Origin of the sequence: Maricaulis alexandrii, assembly GCF_005871165.1 — a bacterium.
Taxonomy (GTDB): Bacteria; Pseudomonadota; Alphaproteobacteria; order Caulobacterales; family Maricaulaceae; genus Maricaulis; species Maricaulis alexandrii.
Genome location: NZ_SWKP01000003.1, coordinates 557,673 through 574,736 on the forward strand (window position 1 = coordinate 557,673; position 17,064 = coordinate 574,736).

Annotated in this window: 17 protein-coding genes; 10 read left to right on the top strand and 7 right to left on the bottom strand. The window is 64.5% G+C overall.

Annotated elements, in window-relative coordinates:
* Positions 1-84 precede the first annotated feature (84 nt).
* Entirely contained in the window at positions 85-957 is an 873-nt protein-coding gene (locus FCS99_RS02750; protein ID WP_138510289.1) for a hypothetical protein, read from the bottom strand.
* A 139-nt stretch (positions 958-1,096) separates the two neighbouring features.
* A complete protein-coding gene (ndk, locus tag FCS99_RS02755) occupies positions 1,097-1,519 on the bottom strand; it encodes a nucleoside-diphosphate kinase (protein ID WP_138510291.1) in 423 nt (140 codons plus the stop codon).
* A gap of 218 nt (positions 1,520-1,737) precedes the next feature.
* Here ndk and FCS99_RS02760 point away from each other — a divergent pair, with 218 nt between their 5' ends.
* Positions 1,738-2,508 (top strand): SDR family NAD(P)-dependent oxidoreductase, encoded by a 771-nt coding sequence (locus tag FCS99_RS02760; protein WP_233352631.1) that lies wholly within the window; start codon positions 1,738-1,740, stop codon positions 2,506-2,508.
* A gap of 80 nt (positions 2,509-2,588) precedes the next feature.
* Entirely contained in the window at positions 2,589-2,963 is a 375-nt protein-coding gene (locus FCS99_RS02765; RefSeq protein WP_138510293.1) for a MerR family transcriptional regulator, read from the top strand.
* Between the two features lie 8 nt (positions 2,964-2,971).
* Here FCS99_RS02765 and FCS99_RS02770 read toward each other — a convergent pair whose 3' ends face one another.
* Positions 2,972-3,748, bottom strand: a complete 777-nt coding sequence (locus tag FCS99_RS02770) for a DUF2268 domain-containing putative Zn-dependent protease (RefSeq protein WP_171036214.1) — start codon at positions 3,746-3,748, stop codon at positions 2,972-2,974.
* A gap of 182 nt (positions 3,749-3,930) precedes the next feature.
* On the opposite strand from FCS99_RS02770, the gene FCS99_RS02775 reads away from it, so the two are divergent.
* Positions 3,931-5,814, top strand: coding sequence for an ABC-F family ATP-binding cassette domain-containing protein (locus FCS99_RS02775; protein WP_138510297.1), 1,884 nt, complete (start codon positions 3,931-3,933; stop codon positions 5,812-5,814).
* Positions 5,815-6,032: 218 nt separating this feature from the next.
* The gene (locus tag FCS99_RS02780; protein WP_138510300.1) at positions 6,033-6,332 is read left to right on the top strand and encodes a hypothetical protein; all 300 of its coding nucleotides are present in this window, start codon (positions 6,033-6,035) and stop codon (positions 6,330-6,332) included.
* Between the two features lie 207 nt (positions 6,333-6,539).
* On the opposite strand, the gene FCS99_RS02785 is transcribed toward FCS99_RS02780, so the two are convergent.
* From FCS99_RS02785 to FCS99_RS02800, 4 genes are read right to left on the bottom strand one after another with little or no spacing between them, the layout of a single operon-like run.
* Entirely contained in the window at positions 6,540-6,896 is a 357-nt protein-coding gene (locus tag FCS99_RS02785; protein ID WP_138510302.1) for an I78 family peptidase inhibitor, read from the bottom strand.
* A 23-nt stretch (positions 6,897-6,919) separates the two neighbouring features.
* A complete protein-coding gene (locus FCS99_RS02790) occupies positions 6,920-7,240 on the bottom strand; it encodes an I78 family peptidase inhibitor (RefSeq protein ID WP_233352632.1) in 321 nt (106 codons plus the stop codon).
* A complete protein-coding gene (locus FCS99_RS02795) occupies positions 7,237-7,689 on the bottom strand; it encodes a DNA polymerase III subunit chi (protein WP_138510304.1) in 453 nt (150 codons plus the stop codon). The genes FCS99_RS02790 and FCS99_RS02795 overlap by 4 nt, the downstream gene beginning before the upstream one ends.
* Positions 7,690-7,739: 50 nt before the next feature.
* A complete protein-coding gene (locus FCS99_RS02800; protein WP_138510306.1) occupies positions 7,740-9,218 on the bottom strand; it encodes a leucyl aminopeptidase in 1,479 nt (492 codons plus the stop codon).
* A 123-nt stretch (positions 9,219-9,341) separates the two neighbouring features.
* On the opposite strand from FCS99_RS02800, the gene FCS99_RS02805 reads away from it, so the two are divergent.
* The 6 genes from FCS99_RS02805 (at position 9,342) to rsmA (ending at position 17,052) form a co-directional block, all read left to right on the top strand.
* On the top strand, positions 9,342-10,469 hold the full coding sequence (locus FCS99_RS02805) for an LptF/LptG family permease (protein ID WP_138510308.1): 1,128 nt from the start codon (positions 9,342-9,344) through the stop codon (positions 10,467-10,469).
* Positions 10,466-11,563, top strand: coding sequence for an LPS export ABC transporter permease LptG (gene lptG, locus FCS99_RS02810; RefSeq protein ID WP_138510310.1), 1,098 nt, complete (start codon positions 10,466-10,468; stop codon positions 11,561-11,563). Before FCS99_RS02805 ends, lptG begins: the two co-directional genes overlap by 4 nt.
* Before the next feature lie 83 nt (positions 11,564-11,646).
* Positions 11,647-13,848 (top strand): LPS-assembly protein LptD, encoded by a 2,202-nt coding sequence (locus tag FCS99_RS02815; protein WP_171036215.1) that lies wholly within the window; start codon positions 11,647-11,649, stop codon positions 13,846-13,848.
* Positions 13,849-13,916: 68 nt separating this feature from the next.
* On the top strand, positions 13,917-15,185 hold the full coding sequence (locus FCS99_RS02820) for a peptidylprolyl isomerase (protein ID WP_233352633.1): 1,269 nt from the start codon (positions 13,917-13,919) through the stop codon (positions 15,183-15,185).
* On the top strand, positions 15,185-16,201 hold the full coding sequence (pdxA, locus tag FCS99_RS02825) for a 4-hydroxythreonine-4-phosphate dehydrogenase PdxA (RefSeq protein ID WP_138510316.1): 1,017 nt from the start codon (positions 15,185-15,187) through the stop codon (positions 16,199-16,201). Before FCS99_RS02820 ends, pdxA begins: the two co-directional genes overlap by 1 nt.
* Positions 16,198-17,052, top strand: a complete 855-nt coding sequence (gene rsmA / locus FCS99_RS02830) for a 16S rRNA (adenine(1518)-N(6)/adenine(1519)-N(6))-dimethyltransferase RsmA (RefSeq protein WP_138510318.1) — start codon at positions 16,198-16,200, stop codon at positions 17,050-17,052. Before pdxA ends, rsmA begins: the two co-directional genes overlap by 4 nt.
* Positions 17,053-17,064 lie beyond the last annotated feature (12 nt).

A 17,064-nucleotide genomic window follows, 5' to 3' on the forward strand; every position in this document is an offset into this window, starting at 1 on the left:
ACGAGGCCGACAGTTAGTAAGCGCCGCGACCGATCACAATCCGTGTTTTGCGGCGTGCTGACACAAGCGTGTCAGGACACGCGCCTATTCAAGGTCCTCGAATGCCCGATAGGCCGGCAGAGAGCCGCTGGACGGGCCCAGATAGACGAAGCTGTCATAGTCATCCACGCGGGTGGCCAGATAGGAATTCGCTGCAATCTCGTCGGCCTCCAAGACACGGGGATCGCCTGTCGTCTCAGACCGGATGGGATGAACGGCGCAGGTTGGCTGGCCATCTTCACCGAGCTGGCAGTTCCAGGACTCCCCGGACCCCGCGACCAGATTGATGGCGTGGAAGGCCTCGCGCGGGGTGAGACTTCCGATGGTTTCCAGCACACGGTCACCAAAGCGGGCCTGATTGCGTTGGGCATGGCCATTGCCAACGATCAGGATGACGCGGTCAACGTCTTCCGCCAATGCCTGAAGGCGCCGTGACATGGCCTGGTCCCGGGGTCGCGGCAGATCATCCAGATCCGCATCCGGCTCACCGCGGTCCACGGCACGCAGGCTGAGCGCGGCCCCGTCCGCGATCCGCTGACGCGTGCGCTCGATCAAGTCGAGCATGGCCGCACTGCTGCGCCCGTCCTGGAACGACGTCATCCAGCGTTCGCTGGACGCAATCGTGCGCCGGGCTGCCTCGCCGCCATCCGAGGCGATATAGGCGTCATAGAGCGGTTGCTCATCGACGGTCCGTTCCAGCGCGAGCACCACGGTCTCGCCGCGGGCCAGGGCCAAACAGACAAAGGCATCGGCCGCGGCCGGTGCTTCATTCGTGCCGTGCAATTCTCCCAGCAGGAGGATGGGCGCCGGCGTATTGGCAAGGAACTCTGCCGCGCCCGCCGGGGCGTTGCAGGCTTCATCGGAAACGGCAGGGCTGGCTGCCGCCACGAACAGGGCAAGACTCGTCAGATACAACATGGGGCGGAAGCTACCGGCACTGCCACGCGGGTCAAATTAAACTCAATCAACGCACCGCCAAATGTCACGAACGCCCTTCCGGCCACAAAAAAGGCCCGGCGTTTCCGCCGGGCCCTTCAAACTTGATAAGGCGAAAGCCTTAGCCGACGATTTCGGCGTCCGTGAAGAAGAATTTGATCTCTTCAGCGGCGGTTTCCGGAGCGTCGGAACCGTGCACGGAGTTTTCGCCGATCGACAGGGCGAATTCCTTGCGGATCGTGCCATCAGCGGCTTCGGCCGGATTGGTGGCGCCCATGACTTCGCGGTTCTTCGCGATGGCGTCTTCACCTTCCAGGACCTGGACCACGACCGGCTCGGAGATCATGAAGTCGACCAGTTCGCCGAAGAAGGGGCGTTCCTTGTGGACCGCGTAGAAGCCTTCGGCCTGCTCGCGGGTCATGTGGATACGCTTGGACGCGACGATACGCAGACCGGCTTCCTCGAACTTGGCGATGATCTTGCCGGTGAGGTTACGCTTGGTCGCGTCGGGCTTAATGATGGAGAAGGTGCGCTGGATCGCCATGGGAGACTTCCTTGATACGTGACTAGTAGAGCGGGGTTGCCCGGAGGGACCGGCCAATGAATTCGCGCGGCTTATAGCGGGGGATGGCGGGAATGGGAAGGTCGCAGCGTTGTTTGAACTGAGTGCACCTGAAACACCGGCTTGACCCTGCCACTAGCGGCAAGCCGCTAGGCCATGCTCAGGCGCAGTTTTGCGCTTTCGACAAACAGGAAAGTTGAATGAGCATGACACAAGACAATGCATGGACCGACAAGGTCGCCATCGTCACCGGCGGCAGTTCGGGAATCGGCCGTGCCACCGCCCTGGCCCTGGCCGAACGCGGCGCCAAGGTCGTCATTACCGGACGGGACCTCACCCGACTGGATGCGGTCGCGGACAGCCACGCCAACCTTCTGCCCTTGCGGGCCGACAGTGCTGACCCCGCCTCGGCCAACCAAGCCGTCGCTGTTGCCCTGGGCGAATGGGGACAGCTCGACCTGCTGGTGAACAATGCCGGCGCCGGGGGAATGGCCCCGGTCGAGCGTTATGATGCGGACACGATCGCCCGCATGTGCGCGATCAATATCCTGGCCCCCTCCTTGATGCTGAAAGCCGCCCTGCCCGGTCTGCGGGACAGCCGCGGCGCCGTCATCAATATCGCCACAGCCGTCTCCCGCCGGGCCGCACCCGGACTGGCGCATTATGCCGCAACCAAAATCGCCTTGGAGCATCTGACCCGATCCTGGGCCGCTGAACTGGCGGGGGATGGCATTCGCGTCAACGCGATTGCGCCCGGCCCGGTCGAGAGCGGTGCCCTGACCGGAATGATGGGGCTGACACCCGAAATGGCCGCAGCAGTCAAGGCGGACGAAGCCGAGCAAATTCCGCTGGGCCGACGAGGCGTCACGGATGACCTCCTGCCCTGGATCCTGCAATTGGGCAGTTCCGACAATGCTTGGCTGACGGGTCAGGTGATCACCGTGGATGGCGGCTGGTCAAACCGGAACTAGCCCACACCGGGTGACATCTTGTGCTTCCGCTTTGCCGACCTCACCTGTTCTTCCGGGACGGCAAAGCGGAAGGATGCCCGATGCAGATCAAGGAAGCCGCCGAACGTCTGGGACTGACCCAGAGAAGGCTGCGCCATTACGAACAGGAAGGCCTGCTGGATATTGCACGGTCCGACACCGGCTATCGCGTCTTCACCGAGGCCGATTTGCGTCGCGCCGGTCGGATTCGGGACCTCATCGCCTCGGGCTTTTCAACGCGGGAACTCCGCAAGATGTCCGACTGCCTGTCCGACGCAGGGGACGCCCCCTGTGAAGGCGGTATTCCGCTCATGCGTGACAAGCTGGCCAGCATCGACCGGATGCGGGCCGAGCTGGAGACCCGCCGTGAAGCCGTGCTGCAGCGACTGGCTGCCCTGGAGCAATCCCTGTCCCGGGAACGGGCGCGCGCCAGCTAGCGCAATGCCTACTCCGCCAGCCCCGCCAACGCCCAGATTTCCTCCGGTGTGGCGTCCGTCAGTGCAATCGCATCCCGTCCGCTGAACTCCATCGCCTGCTGCACGATGAAGCGTCCGGTACGATAGCCGACGCCGTCGCGACCGTCGGGATGGGCAAACATCCACTGGCCGTAGTCGGCATTGACCGGCAGGTCGCGGATTTCCAGGGCCCAGGCTGTGGCGACATCGTCTCCCGGCGGAGCATTGCCTTCATGGTGGCGCCCGGTGAGCTGTTCGGCATAGGCGACGGCCAGGCCTTCATTGACGGCAGCAATGGCGATGCCCGGCCTGTAGCGGTTCTCCATCATGGTCCAGCCGCGCACCAGATGGTGCAGCTCGTGGGCGAAGGCGGGCTCCAGCCCATCCGTAATGGCAGCCAGGACGCCGCCCTCTCCTGTGGTACTGATCTCGATCACGACCCGGCCCGGCGCGTCGGCACGGCCCGAGACACCGCCAACCGAGGACAAATCCCGTTCCACGGGTACCACGGTGACTTCGACAATGTCCGCCAGCTCGGGAAAGTCCGTCCGAACCGCGGCATGCGTATTGTCGAGCACGGACTGGATGCGTGTGCGCTGTTCGGCCGAGAAGCTGAACTCACCCGCGGTCTCGAAACGGGCCTGCACGCCGATCCGGTAATAGCTGACCGCTTCACCCGTCTTAAGGGCGGGCGAGGCCGCAGCCAGTCCTGCAATGGGCAGACCCAGGGCCAGAAGCGCGGCCCACGCGATTTGTGTATGTTTCATCATCTTTGTTCCCGGCTCGGGCCGAACCCGACCATCTTGCGCCCCCGCGCGTTGGCAGCCTCCTATCAAGCCGGGTGCCTGAGGGTGAACGGGATTGTGCCCCCTCGGCGTCCCCCTCGGGCCGCACCTTTGAGAGCCAGGCGCTTGCGCCCTGTCACAAGCCGCGCTAACCGCCTCCTCCCATGTTGCACATCAATGACCTCACCTATCGCATCGAAGGGCGGATGCTGTTCGATCAGGCGACCCTCTTCCTGCCCGCCAAAACGCGGATGGGTCTGGTGGGGCGCAATGGCACGGGCAAGTCCACCCTGTTCCGCCTGATCCGGGGCGAGATCACGCCGGAAAGCGGCGATGCCCGCGTGCAGAAAGGCGCCCGCATCGGCTGGGTCGCCCAGGAAGCGCCGGGCGGTGATGAAAGCCTGATGGATGTGGTTCTGGCCGCCGATACCGAGCGGGCCGCCCTTCTGGTGGAAGCGGAAACTGCCACCGATCCCCACCGGATTGCCGAGATCCAGACCCGCCTGGCCGATATCGAAAGCCATACGGCCGAAGCCCGCGCCGGCTCCATCCTGTCGGGTCTGGGCTTTACAGGCGAGGAACAACGCCGGCCCTGCCGGGAATTCTCCGGCGGATGGCGCATGCGTGTGGCGCTGGCCGCCACCCTGTTTGCCCGGCCGGACTGTCTCCTGCTGGACGAGCCGACCAACTATCTCGACCTGGAAGGCGTGATGTGGCTGCAGACCTATCTGCGCAGCTTCCCCGGTGCCGTCCTGGTGATCTCGCACGACCGCGACCTCTTGAACGGGTCGATGCAGAAGATCGCCCATCTCAAGGATGGCAAGCTGACCGTGTTCGACGGCGGCTATGATGATTTTGAGAAGGCGCTGGCGGAGAAACAGCGCTTGCAGATGAAGCTGGTCGAAAAACAGGAGGCCGAACGCCGGCATCTGCAGAGCTTCGTCGACCGGTTCAAGGCCAAGGCCTCCAAGGCCAAGCAGGCCCAATCGCGCGTGAAACGGCTGGAGAAGATGCAGGTCATCGCCACCCAGGTGGATGATCCGATCGCGCCTTTCGACTTTCCCAATCCGGAACGCCGCATGGCGCCGCCGATTGTGCGCATGCTGGACCTGGCCGTGGGCTATGAGCCGGACAAGCCGATCCTCAAGGGCGTCTCGCTCAATATCGATCCGGATGACCGGATCGGCATTCTCGGCCGCAATGGGGCGGGCAAGTCCACCCTGGCGAAACTCCTCAATGACAAGCTGGAGCCTAGCGAGGGCTTCCTGAGGAAGCACAAGAAGCTGCAGATCGCCTTCTTCGCCCAGCACCAGATCGAGCATCTCTCCCCGGAAGTGTCCGCCTATCAGCATGTGATCGAGCTGATGCCGGATGCAACCGAGGCCCAGCGCCGGGCGCGTCTGGCGCGTTTCGGCCTGCCCGGCGATCGCCAGGAGACGCCGGCCAAACACCTCTCCGGCGGCGAAAAGGCACGTCTCCTGTTCAACCTGATCACCTTCGAGGGTCCGCACCTGCTGATCCTCGACGAACCGACCAACCACCTCGACATGGACAGTCGCGCCGCCCTGATCTCCGCGATCAACACCTATGAGGGTGCCGTCGTGCTGATCTCCCACGACCGGCATCTGATCGAAACCTGTGTCGACCGGCTCTGGGTCGTGGGCGACGGCACCGTCAAACAATATGACGACGATATCGAGACCTACCGGCAGAGCCTGCTCGGCCGGGTTCAACGCGAACCCAATGCCAAGAAGAAGGCCGCTCCGCCGGACGAGAAGACCCAGCGCCGCCGCGACAAGGCCGTCCAGCGCGAAGCCCTCAAACCCATCAAGGCCGAGATCGCCCGCTGGGAAAAGGAAGCCGACCGCCTGCGCGGCGTCATCGAGGTGATCGACAAGGGTCTGTCAGCGCCGGGGCTGTATGAGAAGGATCCGAAGACCGCGACGGACCTCCAGATCAAGCGCGCCAAGGCTGTGGACCTGCTGGATACGGCCGAGATGAACTGGCTGGAGGCGGAGGAGCGGTTGGAAGCGGCGCAGGCAGATTAGTCTCCTTTCAAAACCTCCGCCTTTCCAAGACCTTCCACCAACCCAACGTCGTTAACGACGGATTCACACTCTACTCATACGATATTACCGCGTTCAGAATGAAGGTGGTTGGATCATGCGATCCATGAGTGCGCGGCCGGGCGTTCTCCCAATGATGAGACAGGTCCCGGCAGCCGACATAACAGCGCAGAAGCGCGTGCCAGCAGGCGGAGCCGGTCATGAAGATTGACCGTCCGGCCCCGGCTACGTCAGCGCCGCGTACAGGCGCACGCCCGCATGCTCCCGCAGCGGCCGCGACGCGGCGTGACCATTCCTTCCATACCTCTGATGATTTGCGCATCGACGTTGTCGTCGAGGCCTTCCCCGACCCGGACGATCCACCGGAATTCGAGGGGCCGGAACTGGACCCGGCGCATGCCCGCGAAGCCGCACACGAGATTTCCGACTGGCTGGCGGCGCACGGCCTGTCCATCGCCAATGCGCAGAGCCATCGTCTCCAGCACCTGTTTGCGGACTGAAAACCATCCTTCCCCTTGATGGGGAAGGTGGATCGGCGCGTAACGGCGAGACGGATAGGGTGAAGCCCGGCAGTTCCTGGATAGAGCTCGCCCCCACCCCCTCCGTCCCGCATACGCCCGGCCTTCGTCGCGCCGAACAGTCCCCCGGACTGTCCTTGGGCTCCTCAGCCCCCATCAAGGGGGAGGATAGATGGGACTTTTATGGCCCTAGCCGCAGGCCATGCTTTCCACGACATCCTGGTCATTGACGCGGATAGTGAGCCGGTTGGGCCGGTAATCCATGGTGACGGGCGAGTTCGGGCCGACGACGCGGTACAGGTCCGGCATGGCGCTGCGCGGAACGCTGGTGCGCGGTTGGCCGACATAGTGCTGAAGGCTTTCCATGCCGCAATTGCCGGTGATGGGCGGTGTGACCTCGCCGCCACCGACATCCTCGGCCTCGCCCAGAGGCGGCAGCGCGTCGGCCATTTGCGGCGTGTCCGGTGTGGCGGACGGTCCTGTCTGCGTGGTGACCGCACATCCGGCCACGAAACAACCGATCAAAAGGGCCAGACGCTTGTTCATGGACACTACTCGCTACAGAAGGTTCAACCGCACCAGGGCCGCAGGATGACGCCATTGTCGTCGAGGTCAAGATTCAAGCGGTCGGGGCGATGGTCCATCGTGACGGCATCGCCCGGCCGGATGACCCGGACAGTGCGGGCCAGCGTGTCCAGATCCACTTCGGACACCGGCTGACCGATGAGATAGCTGCGCGCTTCGGCACCGCAGCTGTCATCGCCGACGGGTCGCGCATCATCAAAACGGGGCGTATCCAGTGCATTGCCGCTGTCCGGCATGCCATTGCCGGTAGCGGAGCACGCGGTCAGGGCAAGACCGGCGGCCAGAGCGATCCAGGCGTGTCTCATGCTTTCTTCTCCCAGCGCCCCTCGGGCGATTGGCGCCAGTAGGACACGGTGATGCCCTGGCCCGACGCGGTCTTCCACAGGCTGCGCGCATCCTGCACGGCCATCTCATCATGCCCGTCGAACATGACGATCATGCGTTCGAACGCGTCCGGATTGACCGGTTCCGCCCCGTCCAGAAGGAAGAGGCACTGGGCCTGGTTGGGATTGGCCTCGTCCTCGGCGATCAGGACGGGCTGACGCGCATCCTCGCCCTCGCCGGCCTGGGCGTGGGGGATGAAACTCTCCTCGCGCCAGGTCCAGAGATGCTTGTCGAGCGCCTCGCGATGGCGGGCATCCGGCGACCGCACCAGCGCCCGCCAGCCCCGCGCCAGCGTCTTCTCGAGCAATTCCGGCAGGACCTCGTCCAGCGAGGACTGCTCGAGATGATAGAACCAGAGTTCAGCGCTCATGCATGAAAAAGGGCGACCGGCGGCCGCCCTCTCCCTTTCCGTCAGGCCGATCAGGCCTCGTAATTATTGCGGACCAGACGGTCCAGGATGCGGACACCCCAGCCCGTGCCCCAGCTCGGCTGGCGCGGATCGTCCTTCATGCCGCCCATCGCCGTGCCGGCAATGTCGATATGGCACCAGGGACGGTCATTGACGAAGCATTTCAGGAATTCCGCGGCCGAGATGGAACCGGCCAGGCGGCCCTCACCGACATTCTTGATGTCGGCATTCTTGGTCTCGATATGCTTTTCATAGTCGGCACCCAGCGGCATGCGCCAGACCGGCTCGTCACTGTCATTGCCGGCGGCGAACAGGTTCTCGGCCAGTTCGTCATTGTTCGAGAAAATGCCGGCGCGGCTATTGCCCAGCGCAATCAGCATGGCCCCGGTCAGCGTGGCCAGGTCGATGATCAGCTTGGGCTGGAACCGGTCCTGCGCGTACCAGAGCACGTCGGCCAGGACGAGACGGCCCTCGGCATCCGTGTTGTGGATCTCGATCGTGGTGCCGTTCATGGCCGTGACGATGTCACCCGGGCGCTGGGCCTTGCCGTCCGGCATGTTCTCCACCAGGCCGACAATACCGATGGCATTGACCTTCGCCTTGCGGCCGGACAGGGCCCGCATCAGGCCGACCACGGCAGCGGAACCGCCCATGTCGCCGCGCATCTCGTCCATGCCGGCACCCGGCTTCAGCGAGATACCGCCACTGTCGAAGGTCAGGCCCTTGCCGACGAAGAGAAGCGGCGCTTCGCCCTCCGGGCCGCCGGACCATTTCATGATCGCGATCTTGGCTTCGAACTCGGAGCCCTGGCTGACGCCCAGCAGCGAGCCCATGCCCAGTTCGCGCATCTTGTCCTCACCGATGATCTCGATCTCCAGACCATGCTCGGCGAGACCCTCGATCTTCTCGGCATAGGAGGCGGGATACAGCACATTCGGCGGCAGATTGGTGACGTCGCGGGCCAGATCCACGCCGTCAGCCACAGCGCCCCAGCCGGCCCATTCGGCTTCGGCGGCGGCGACATCGCCGGCGGTAATCGTGACGGTGGCGAGCGAAGGCTTCTGCTCATCCTTCAGCTTGGTGCGGAACTGGTCATAGCGGTAGGCGGCCAGGCGGGCCCCCAGACCAGCCCGGGCCACGCCCTCGGCATCGGTTTCACCGGCGAGGGCGAGGGTCACGGCGCTCTCGCCGCCGGTCAGCAGGAGCTTGGCGACAGCGGCCCCGGCCTTTTCCAGCGTGGAGGCGGTGCGCTTGTTCTTTTCGCCCAGGCCGAACAGCACGATGCGCGAGGCGTCGATCCCGGCCGGCGCCACGATTTCAAGCGTCTGGCCCGGCTTGCCGGAGAAGCGGGACGCCGCGATGGCACGCTTGACCGCACCGGAGGTCGAGGCGTCCAGCTCGGCTGCCACGTCCGACAGGCTGGCTTCGGCGTAAACCGGGACGGCGATCGCTCCAGCAACGGTTCCAGCGGCGGCAAATTCGATTTTCATGGCATCTCTCTCCGGTCTGGTACGGCCTCGAATCGTGCAATTCGAGGAAAAATCATGTGTCGTGAAAGTGGTATCCGATCACGACGTGAGATAGAAGGCGGATCACGCAGCACAAGCCCGGCCATGATTCTCGTACAGCGGTATTTCTTCAACCAGTTGCTCTGGCCCCTGCTTGTGGCCGTGGCGGCCTTTGCGGGTCTGGCCCTGCTGACGCAGTCCCTGTCGAATATCGACCTGATTTCCGGCTATTCGGAAACGACCTTCACCTTCCTGAAAGTCACCGTGCTGGCGCTGCCGCAGCTGACCGCCCTGCTGGTTCCGCTGGCCCTGTTCGTCGCCGTCCTGTCGACGCTGAACCGGCTGACCGGCGACAGCGAAACCGTGATTGCCTCGGCCGCCGGGATGAGCCGGTTCGGCCTGATCGCGCCGATCCTGCGCCTGGCCGTCTATGTCATGATCGCCAATCTGGTGATCAATCTCTTCGTCCAGCCCCTTGCCTACCGGGAGATGCGGCGCAGCCTGCACGAGCTGCGCTCGGATGTCGCCGCCAGCCTGGTCACGCCGGGCGCCTTCACCCAGCTGGGCGCGGGCGTCACCATGTATGCGCGCGAACGCGACCGCGACGGGCGCATGCATGACATCCTGATCCACGATACGCGCGGCACTTCCCAGGCGACCTTCACGGCACGCGAGGGCTATGTGGTCCGAACGGACGCGTCCTCTATCATGGTGCTGATCGATGCCAACCGGCAGGAGATCGACGAGGCAGGCGAGCTCTTCTACGGCACATTCGACCGGACCGAGTTCGACCTGGGCGATTTCGTCGGCCCGGTCGACGCCATGTTCTTCAAGGAATCCGACCGTTTCCTGCACGAGCTGATCTGGCCCGATGCCGGCACGATCGCGCGGACCGGGGGCCCGGAACGGGCCTGGGCCGAGGGGCATTACCGCCTGTCCGCCCCACTCTACAATCTGGCCTTCGCCCTGATTGCAGCGGCCGTCTTCTTGGGCGGGGATCATTCGCGCATGGGCTATTCACGCCGCGTGATGATCGGTGTGGCCGCTGGCATGACGATGCGCCTGGTCGGTTTCGGCGTGCAATCGGCCAGTGCCGATGATGCCGCCATGAATGTCGCGCAATACCTGGTGCCGCTGGCCGGCGTCATCGGATCGCTCCTGATCATCTACTGGCCGGCCCGCCGCCGTCCCAAACGCCAGTCACAAGCCCTGCAGGCGGAGGTGCCGGCATGATCGGAGGCCGCCTCAACCGCTACATGATGACCCAGACCCTGTCCGGACTGGGTCTGGCCGCACTGACCATTTCCACCGTCATCATCCTGGTGGATTTCGTGGAACAGTCGCGCGCCATCGGCACGCGGGTGGAGGCCTCTACCTTCGATCTCCTGAGCCTCACCCTGCTCAAGACGCCATCCCTTCTGGAAACCACCCTGCCCTTCATTTTCCTGTTCGGCATCCTGACCTCGCTCTTCCGGCTCAACCGGCGCAGCGAGCTGATCGTGATGCGCGCATCGGGCATGTCAGCCTGGCGGATCCTGACCGCCCCCATGCTGCTGGCGGTCTTTGCCGGGATTGCCGGGGCGGTCGCGCTGAACCCGCTCGCTGCCATGGGCAATGCGGAATACCAGAACCGCCGCGACACGCTGATGAATGTCCAGCGCGCCACCGGCGTGGAAGAGCCGATCTGGCTGCGGGAGACGTCGCCGGAAGGCTATACGGTGATCGCCGCCAGCGCGCTGCGCGAGAACCGTCAGGAACTGCTCAATCCGGTCTTCTATGTCTTCACTGTGAATGCGGACGGCGTGCCCAATCTGGACCGCCGCATCGATGCGGAAAGTGCCCGTCTGAGCAATGGGTTCTGGACCATCACCGAGGCCGTGGAACGCTCGCCCAATGCCTCGACCCGGGAGCTGAGCGAGGAAACCCTGCCGACCCAGATCAACCGCCAGGCCCTGTTCGAGCGTTCGCGGTCGCCGGAAGGCGTCTCCTTCTGGGATTTGCCGCAGCTGATCCGCTCCGCTGGAGAAGCCGGCCTGGCGACGGAACGGTATGAACTGCGCTGGCACAGCCTGCTGGCCCTGCCCCTGACCCTGCTGGCGGCGACCCTGATCGCGGCCGCGGCCACCCTGCGCCTGCACCGGCTGGGCGGCGCGGCGGCCTTTGCGCTGGCTGGCGGACTGGCGGGCTTCGTGATGTTCTTCCTGCAGGAATTGCTCAGCTCGATGGGGGCCACCGGCGCTCTGCCGCCGCTGACTGCCGCCTGGGCCGCACCGGCCCTCACCGCGCTGATCGCGCTCACCTATATCGCGTCCACGGAAGACGGATGACGTCGTGGACGCAGCCACCGGCATCGGCTAGTCAGAAAGAGGCGGTTCAGCCGGGGGCCGGACAAGATGAGGGAGTGACGCGCATGGCGTCGCAGTTTCGCCGCTTTGCGGCTGCGTTGATGAGTTCCAGCGCGCTTGCGCTCACCGGTGCCGCCCTCGCCCAGGAAGCTGCATCCTCGGATGCACCCGTCTATCTGGAAGCGGACCATCTGGAAGACATGGCCGGCGGCGGCTATCTGGCGACCGGCAATGTGCGTGTGCGCCAGGAAGGCCGCACCCTGATGGCCGACGAGCTGGAATACCATCCCGAACTGGACCGCGTTATCGCCCGCGGCCATGTCGTGATCACCGGCCAGACGCCCTATCCGCAATATGCCGACGAGGTCGAGCTTGATTCGGCCCTGGCCTCCGGGGTCGCGCTGGGCTTTGCCTCCATGCTGGAAGGCAATGGCCGGATCGCCGCGGCCTCTGCCATCCGCGACGCCGATGAAAGCCTGACCCTGCGCCAGGCCTACTACACGGCCTGTGAACTCTGCGAGGACGGCGAAGGGGAGCCGACCTGGCGCCTGCGGGCCCGCGAAGTGCGCCAGGATGCCGAAGAGCAGATGATCTATTACCGGGATGCCCGGTTCGAGTTCATGGGCGTCCCGGTGCTCTACACACCGGCCTTTTCCCATGCCGACCCGTCCTCGGAACGGCGCTCGGGCTTCCTGTTTCCGAAAGTGGGCGTCTCGTCCCGTCTCGGCTTCGTCTACCAGCAACCCTATTTGTGGTCGATTTCCCCGTCCCAGGATCTGGTGATCGCGCCGCGCTACATGAGCAATGTGAACCCGCTGCTATACGGCGAATACCGCAAGCGCTTCTGGTCCGGCTTTGTGGATTTCGAGGGCAGTGTCACGAATGAGGCCGAGATCGACAGTGACGGCAACCGCTTCGGCGACGAAGAGTGGCGCTGGCACGTTTTTGGGGGCGGCCGCTTCCGGATCGCCGAGGACTGGCGGTGGGGTTTCGGTGTCCAGCGCATTCATGATTCCGAGGATGATCTCTATCTGCGCCGCTATGATTTCTCGGAAATGCTCAAGGATTATGGCCAGCCGATCGAAGCGCTGAGCCGACAGCTGGTCAGCCAGCTCTATGTCGAGAACCGCACCGAGGACCGCTACGCCTCAATCATTGCCGCCGGCTATCAATCGGTTCGTGCCAATGTGGATGACGACACCCTGCCGGTGATCGCGCCGCAGCTCAGCCTGCGCCAGGTCTTCACCGCGCCGCCGGGCTGGGGCCGCGTCAATCTGGATGCCGACGCCACCGTACTGACACGCAGTGAAGGCGTCGACTACACCCGCGCCAGCACGGCCGTGGACTGGCGAACCCGCTGGATCGGACCGGCCGGCATTGTCGTGGAACCTTTCGCCCTGGGCCGGATCGACTATTACGAGTTGGGGGACATCCCCACCACCGGAACCGCCACGACATCGGAAAGCTTCAGCCGCGAGCTGGGCCTGGTCGGGACCGAGATTTCCTGGCCCTTCTTCCGCGGTGGCGACACTGTCGATGTGATCATCGAACCCGTGGTCTCCTTCATTGCTGCAACGGATGATCCGGAGGGCAACCGGCTGATCAATGAGGACAGCCTCACGCTGGACCTCGATGAGAGCCTGTTGTTCGAACCGGTCCGGGCCTCCGGCTATGACCTCTGGGAAGAAGGCCAGCGTGCCAATTACGGGGTGCGGGCCACAGCCTTCTTCGGTGATAACGGCTATGCCCGCGGTTTTGTCGGCCGGTCGGAACGCCTGGATGGTAATGCCGTCTTCTCACCGACGAGCGGCCTGTTCGAGAACGCGTCCGACTATGTCGTGTCCGGTGAAGTGGACTGGGGCGCATTTGCGGTCGAAATGACCACGCGCCTGGACACCGAAGACTTTGACATCAACACACTGCAGCTCAACGCCTCCTACAGAACCGACCGTTTCGGTGTTGCGATCGGCTATCTGGATTCCAGTGATGAGGCCGCCCTTTCGACCCGCGGTCCGCAGCGCGAACTGCGCACGGATCTGAGCTGGCAGCTGAATGATGAGTGGAGCCTGGTCAACCGGGCCACGCTCGACCTCGACGCCGAGACCACCCGCCGCTCGGAGACGGGCTTCCTGTACCAGGATGAATGTTCCCAGTTCGAAATTCTCTATCAGCGCGAGGATATCGGAATTGCTGATCTGGGCCCGTCGGAATCCATCCAGTTTCGTATTACCCTCTTCACGCTCGGCAGCCTCGATCCCGACAGCTAACAGTGTCCGGTGATTGCACCCCTGCCGAGTTTGAGTAATGTTCGCGCCGAACCGATATGCGATTGCTTATGACCTGCGCCAGATTTCTTGTTTCTTTCCTGTTTGCCGCGCTGGCCATGTCCGGCCCGGTTTCGGCCCATGCCCAGTCCACCGAAGGCATCGCCGCGCTGGTCAATGACGAGCCGATCACCACGGTGGATGTGCGCAACCGGATGCGCTTGATCATCGCCTCCACCGGCATGGCCCAGGTTGATGAGGCCACCCTCGCCCGGATCCAGGACCAGGCGGTTCGCGGTCTGGTCGACGAGCATCTGCAATTGCAGGCCGCCCGTGACTACGAGATTCAGGTCGAGGACGAGGAAATCACCGCCTCCCTGCTCGATCTCGCACAACGCAACAACACCACGATCGACGCCATCATCGCCGACCTGCAGAATTCCGGCGTCGACGTCTCCACCCTGCGCCACCAGCTGGAAGCCGAAATTGCCTGGCGCATCCTGGTGAACGGCCGCTACGGTTCGCGGGTGCGGATTTCCGAACAACAGATCGAGCTGGCCCTGGAACGCCTCGCCGCCAGCGCGTCCCAGCCCCAATACCGCATTTTCGAGATGTATTTCGAAGTGCCGGCCCCGGGTCAGGAAGATGCCACGGTGCAACGCGTGGTCGCCGTGATGAACCAGCTCCAGCAAGGCGCTGCCTTCCCAGAACTGGCCCGCCAGTTCTCCGACGCGCCGTCCGCGGCCTCCGGTGGCGATATCGGCTGGATCACCGAATCCCAGCTGCAGCCGGAAGTCGCCGCCATCATGCCGATGATGCGCCGCCAGTATGAACAGTCGGGTGGCCGTGGCGCCCTGTCGAACCCGGTCCAGGTACCGGGCGGCTACATGGTGATTGCCCTGGTCTCGGTGCGCGATGGCACGACCACGCTGCAATATGACCTGGTGCAGATCTCCCTGCCCAACAGTGCCGTCAACGAGGACAGCCGCGAAGCCTTCCAGCGCCTGCTCGACCAGGAGCCGACCTGCACCATCGCCGAAAACCGCATCGGCGAGATCGAAGGGGCCATCCTGACCGATCTGGGCAGCATCAGCGCCGATGCCGTCCTGCCGCAGATCCGCGAGGCCCTGGAGCCGCTGACACGCGACCAGAATACCGGCCTGATCGAGAATGCCTCCGGCCTGCAGGCCCTGATCGTCTGCGACCGCCAGATTGCCGGTCCGGGCGTGCCCTCGCGCGATGATCTGGAAAACCAGCTGCGCGGCCAGCAACTCTCCTTGCAGGCCCGTCGCTGGCTGCGGGATCTGCGCCGCGAGTCGACCATCGAGATTCGCGAGTAATGACGACTCCGGCACCCATCGTCGTGTCGATGGGTGATCCGGCCGGCGTCGGCCCCGAGATCATCCTGAAAGCCTGGCATCAGCTGCGCCATCATCCGATGGCGTTCGCGGTAATCGGTGAGTTCGATCTCTTCGCTCGCAGCGCCGAGGCGCTCGGCCTGGCCGCGCCCATCCCGGTCGACACGCCAGCACAGGCGCTCGAGCATTTTGCCGAATGCCTGCCGGTGCTGGGGACAGAGGCGGCGCTGAGCGAACCGGTCGTGCCAGGCCAGCCCAATCCCGCCCATGCCGCCGCGACCAAGGCCGCCATTGAGGCCGGGGTGCGCTATTGCCTCAACGGTGAGGCCAGCGCGCTGGTCACCGCCCCGATTGCTAAATCGGTCATGTATGAGGCCGGTTTCACCTTCCCCGGGCATACCGAATTCCTCGCAGGGCTGACGGCCCATGTGCCGCAGGACGGCCCCAGAGGGCCGGCCATGATGCTGACCGGCGGCGGACTGCGCGTCGTGCTGGTGACCATCCATGAGCCGCTGCAGCGGGCCATTGCGCTGATCGATAAAGACCGCATCCGCCATATCGCCCGCCTCACCCATCACGCGCTCCAGCGCGACTATGGCATCGCCCGCCCACGCCTGGCCCTGGCCGGTCTCAATCCGCATGCCGGTGAAGACGGCTCACTGGGCGATGAAGAGATTCGCATCCTCAATCCGGCGGCGGCGAAGCTCCGCGCCGAGGGGATCGGGATCAGCGATGCGCGCTCGCCAGACACGCTGTTCCACGAAGACGCCCACCGGACCTATGACGCGGTTGTCTGCATGTATCATGATCAGGGCCTGATCCCGGTAAAGACGCTGGACTTCCATGGCGGGGTGAATGTGACACTCGGTCTGCCGATCATCCGCACCTCGCCGGATCACGGCACCGCCTTCGACATCGCCGGCACGGGCCAGGCCCGGGCTGACAGCCTCCTGGCCGCGATCCGCGAGGCCAAGGCCATTGCGAGCCACCGGACATGAGCCTCGATTCCCTTCCGCCGCTGCGGGATGTCATCGCGCAGCATGATCTCGGCGCCAAGAAGGCGTTCGGGCAGCACTTCCTGCTGGACCTCAACCTGACCGGCAAGATCGCCCGCCTCGCCGGGGATCTCAGCCAGGCCCATGCCATTGAAATCGGCCCCGGTCCGGGCGGCCTGACGCGCGGCATCCTGGAGGCCGGCGCCAAAAGCCTGACTGTGGTGGAAAAGGATGCCCGCTTCCTGGGCGCGCTGGACGATATCAACCAGGCCTCGGGCGGCCGTCTCACCGTTCACCAGGCCGATGCGCTGGATGTGGACGAAGACGCGCTCCTGCCGTCTGACGCGCCGCGCATCATCCTGTCCAACCTGCCCTATAATGTCGGCACGCTCTTGCTGATCAAATGGCTGGAAGCGGACCCGGCCTGGTGGACCCGCGCGGTCCTGATGTTCCAGCGCGAAGTCGCCGACCGCGTCGTCGCCCAGCCGGGCAGCAAGGCCTATGGCCGGCTCGCCGTGATCTCCCAATCGCGCTGTGATGTGCGCATGGGGCTGAAAGTCCCGGCCCGCGCCTTCACCCCGCCGCCCAAGGTGGAAAGCGCTGTCGTGGTGCTCGACCTTCTGCCGGAAGCCAAGCGCTTCGCTGATGTGCAAGCCCTGGGCATTGTGACAGCTTCGGCTTTCGGACAGCGCCGCAAGACCTTGCGCCGCAGCCTTGCCCAGGCGGCCGGACAGACGAAAGCCAGTGCCGAGGACCTGCTCAATGCTGCCGGGATCGATCCGGGCGCCCGGGCCGAAGTGATTGATGTGGACGGCTTCCAGCGCCTGGCCACCGAGTGGCGCAAGGCGCGCTGATCGCGCAGGGCT

Excerpts from the sequence above, each read along its gene's own strand:
- FCS99_RS02750 (WP_138510289.1), bottom strand. The coding sequence starts at position 957 with ATGTTGTATCTGACGAGTCTTGCCCTGTTCGTGGCGGCAGCCAGCCCT.
- ndk (WP_138510291.1), bottom strand. The coding sequence starts at position 1,519 with ATGGCGATCCAGCGCACCTTCTCCATCATTAAGCCCGACGCGACCAAG.
- FCS99_RS02760 (WP_233352631.1), top strand. The coding sequence starts at position 1,738 with ATGAGCATGACACAAGACAATGCATGGACCGACAAGGTCGCCATCGTC.
- FCS99_RS02765 (WP_138510293.1), top strand. The coding sequence starts at position 2,589 with ATGCAGATCAAGGAAGCCGCCGAACGTCTGGGACTGACCCAGAGAAGG.
- FCS99_RS02770 (WP_171036214.1), bottom strand. The coding sequence starts at position 3,748 with ATGAAACATACACAAATCGCGTGGGCCGCGCTTCTGGCCCTGGGTCTG.
- FCS99_RS02775 (WP_138510297.1), top strand. The coding sequence starts at position 3,931 with ATGTTGCACATCAATGACCTCACCTATCGCATCGAAGGGCGGATGCTG.
- FCS99_RS02780 (WP_138510300.1), top strand. The coding sequence starts at position 6,033 with ATGAAGATTGACCGTCCGGCCCCGGCTACGTCAGCGCCGCGTACAGGC.
- FCS99_RS02785 (WP_138510302.1), bottom strand. The coding sequence starts at position 6,896 with ATGAACAAGCGTCTGGCCCTTTTGATCGGTTGTTTCGTGGCCGGATGT.
- FCS99_RS02790 (WP_233352632.1), bottom strand. The coding sequence starts at position 7,240 with ATGAGACACGCCTGGATCGCTCTGGCCGCCGGTCTTGCCCTGACCGCG.
- FCS99_RS02795 (WP_138510304.1), bottom strand. The coding sequence starts at position 7,689 with ATGAGCGCTGAACTCTGGTTCTATCATCTCGAGCAGTCCTCGCTGGAC.
- FCS99_RS02800 (WP_138510306.1), bottom strand. The coding sequence starts at position 9,218 with ATGAAAATCGAATTTGCCGCCGCTGGAACCGTTGCTGGAGCGATCGCC.
- FCS99_RS02805 (WP_138510308.1), top strand. The coding sequence starts at position 9,342 with ATGATTCTCGTACAGCGGTATTTCTTCAACCAGTTGCTCTGGCCCCTG.
- lptG (WP_138510310.1), top strand. The coding sequence starts at position 10,466 with ATGATCGGAGGCCGCCTCAACCGCTACATGATGACCCAGACCCTGTCC.
- FCS99_RS02815 (WP_171036215.1), top strand. The coding sequence starts at position 11,647 with ATGGCGTCGCAGTTTCGCCGCTTTGCGGCTGCGTTGATGAGTTCCAGC.
- FCS99_RS02820 (WP_233352633.1), top strand. The coding sequence starts at position 13,917 with ATGACCTGCGCCAGATTTCTTGTTTCTTTCCTGTTTGCCGCGCTGGCC.
- pdxA (WP_138510316.1), top strand. The coding sequence starts at position 15,185 with ATGACGACTCCGGCACCCATCGTCGTGTCGATGGGTGATCCGGCCGGC.
- rsmA (WP_138510318.1), top strand. The coding sequence starts at position 16,198 with ATGAGCCTCGATTCCCTTCCGCCGCTGCGGGATGTCATCGCGCAGCAT.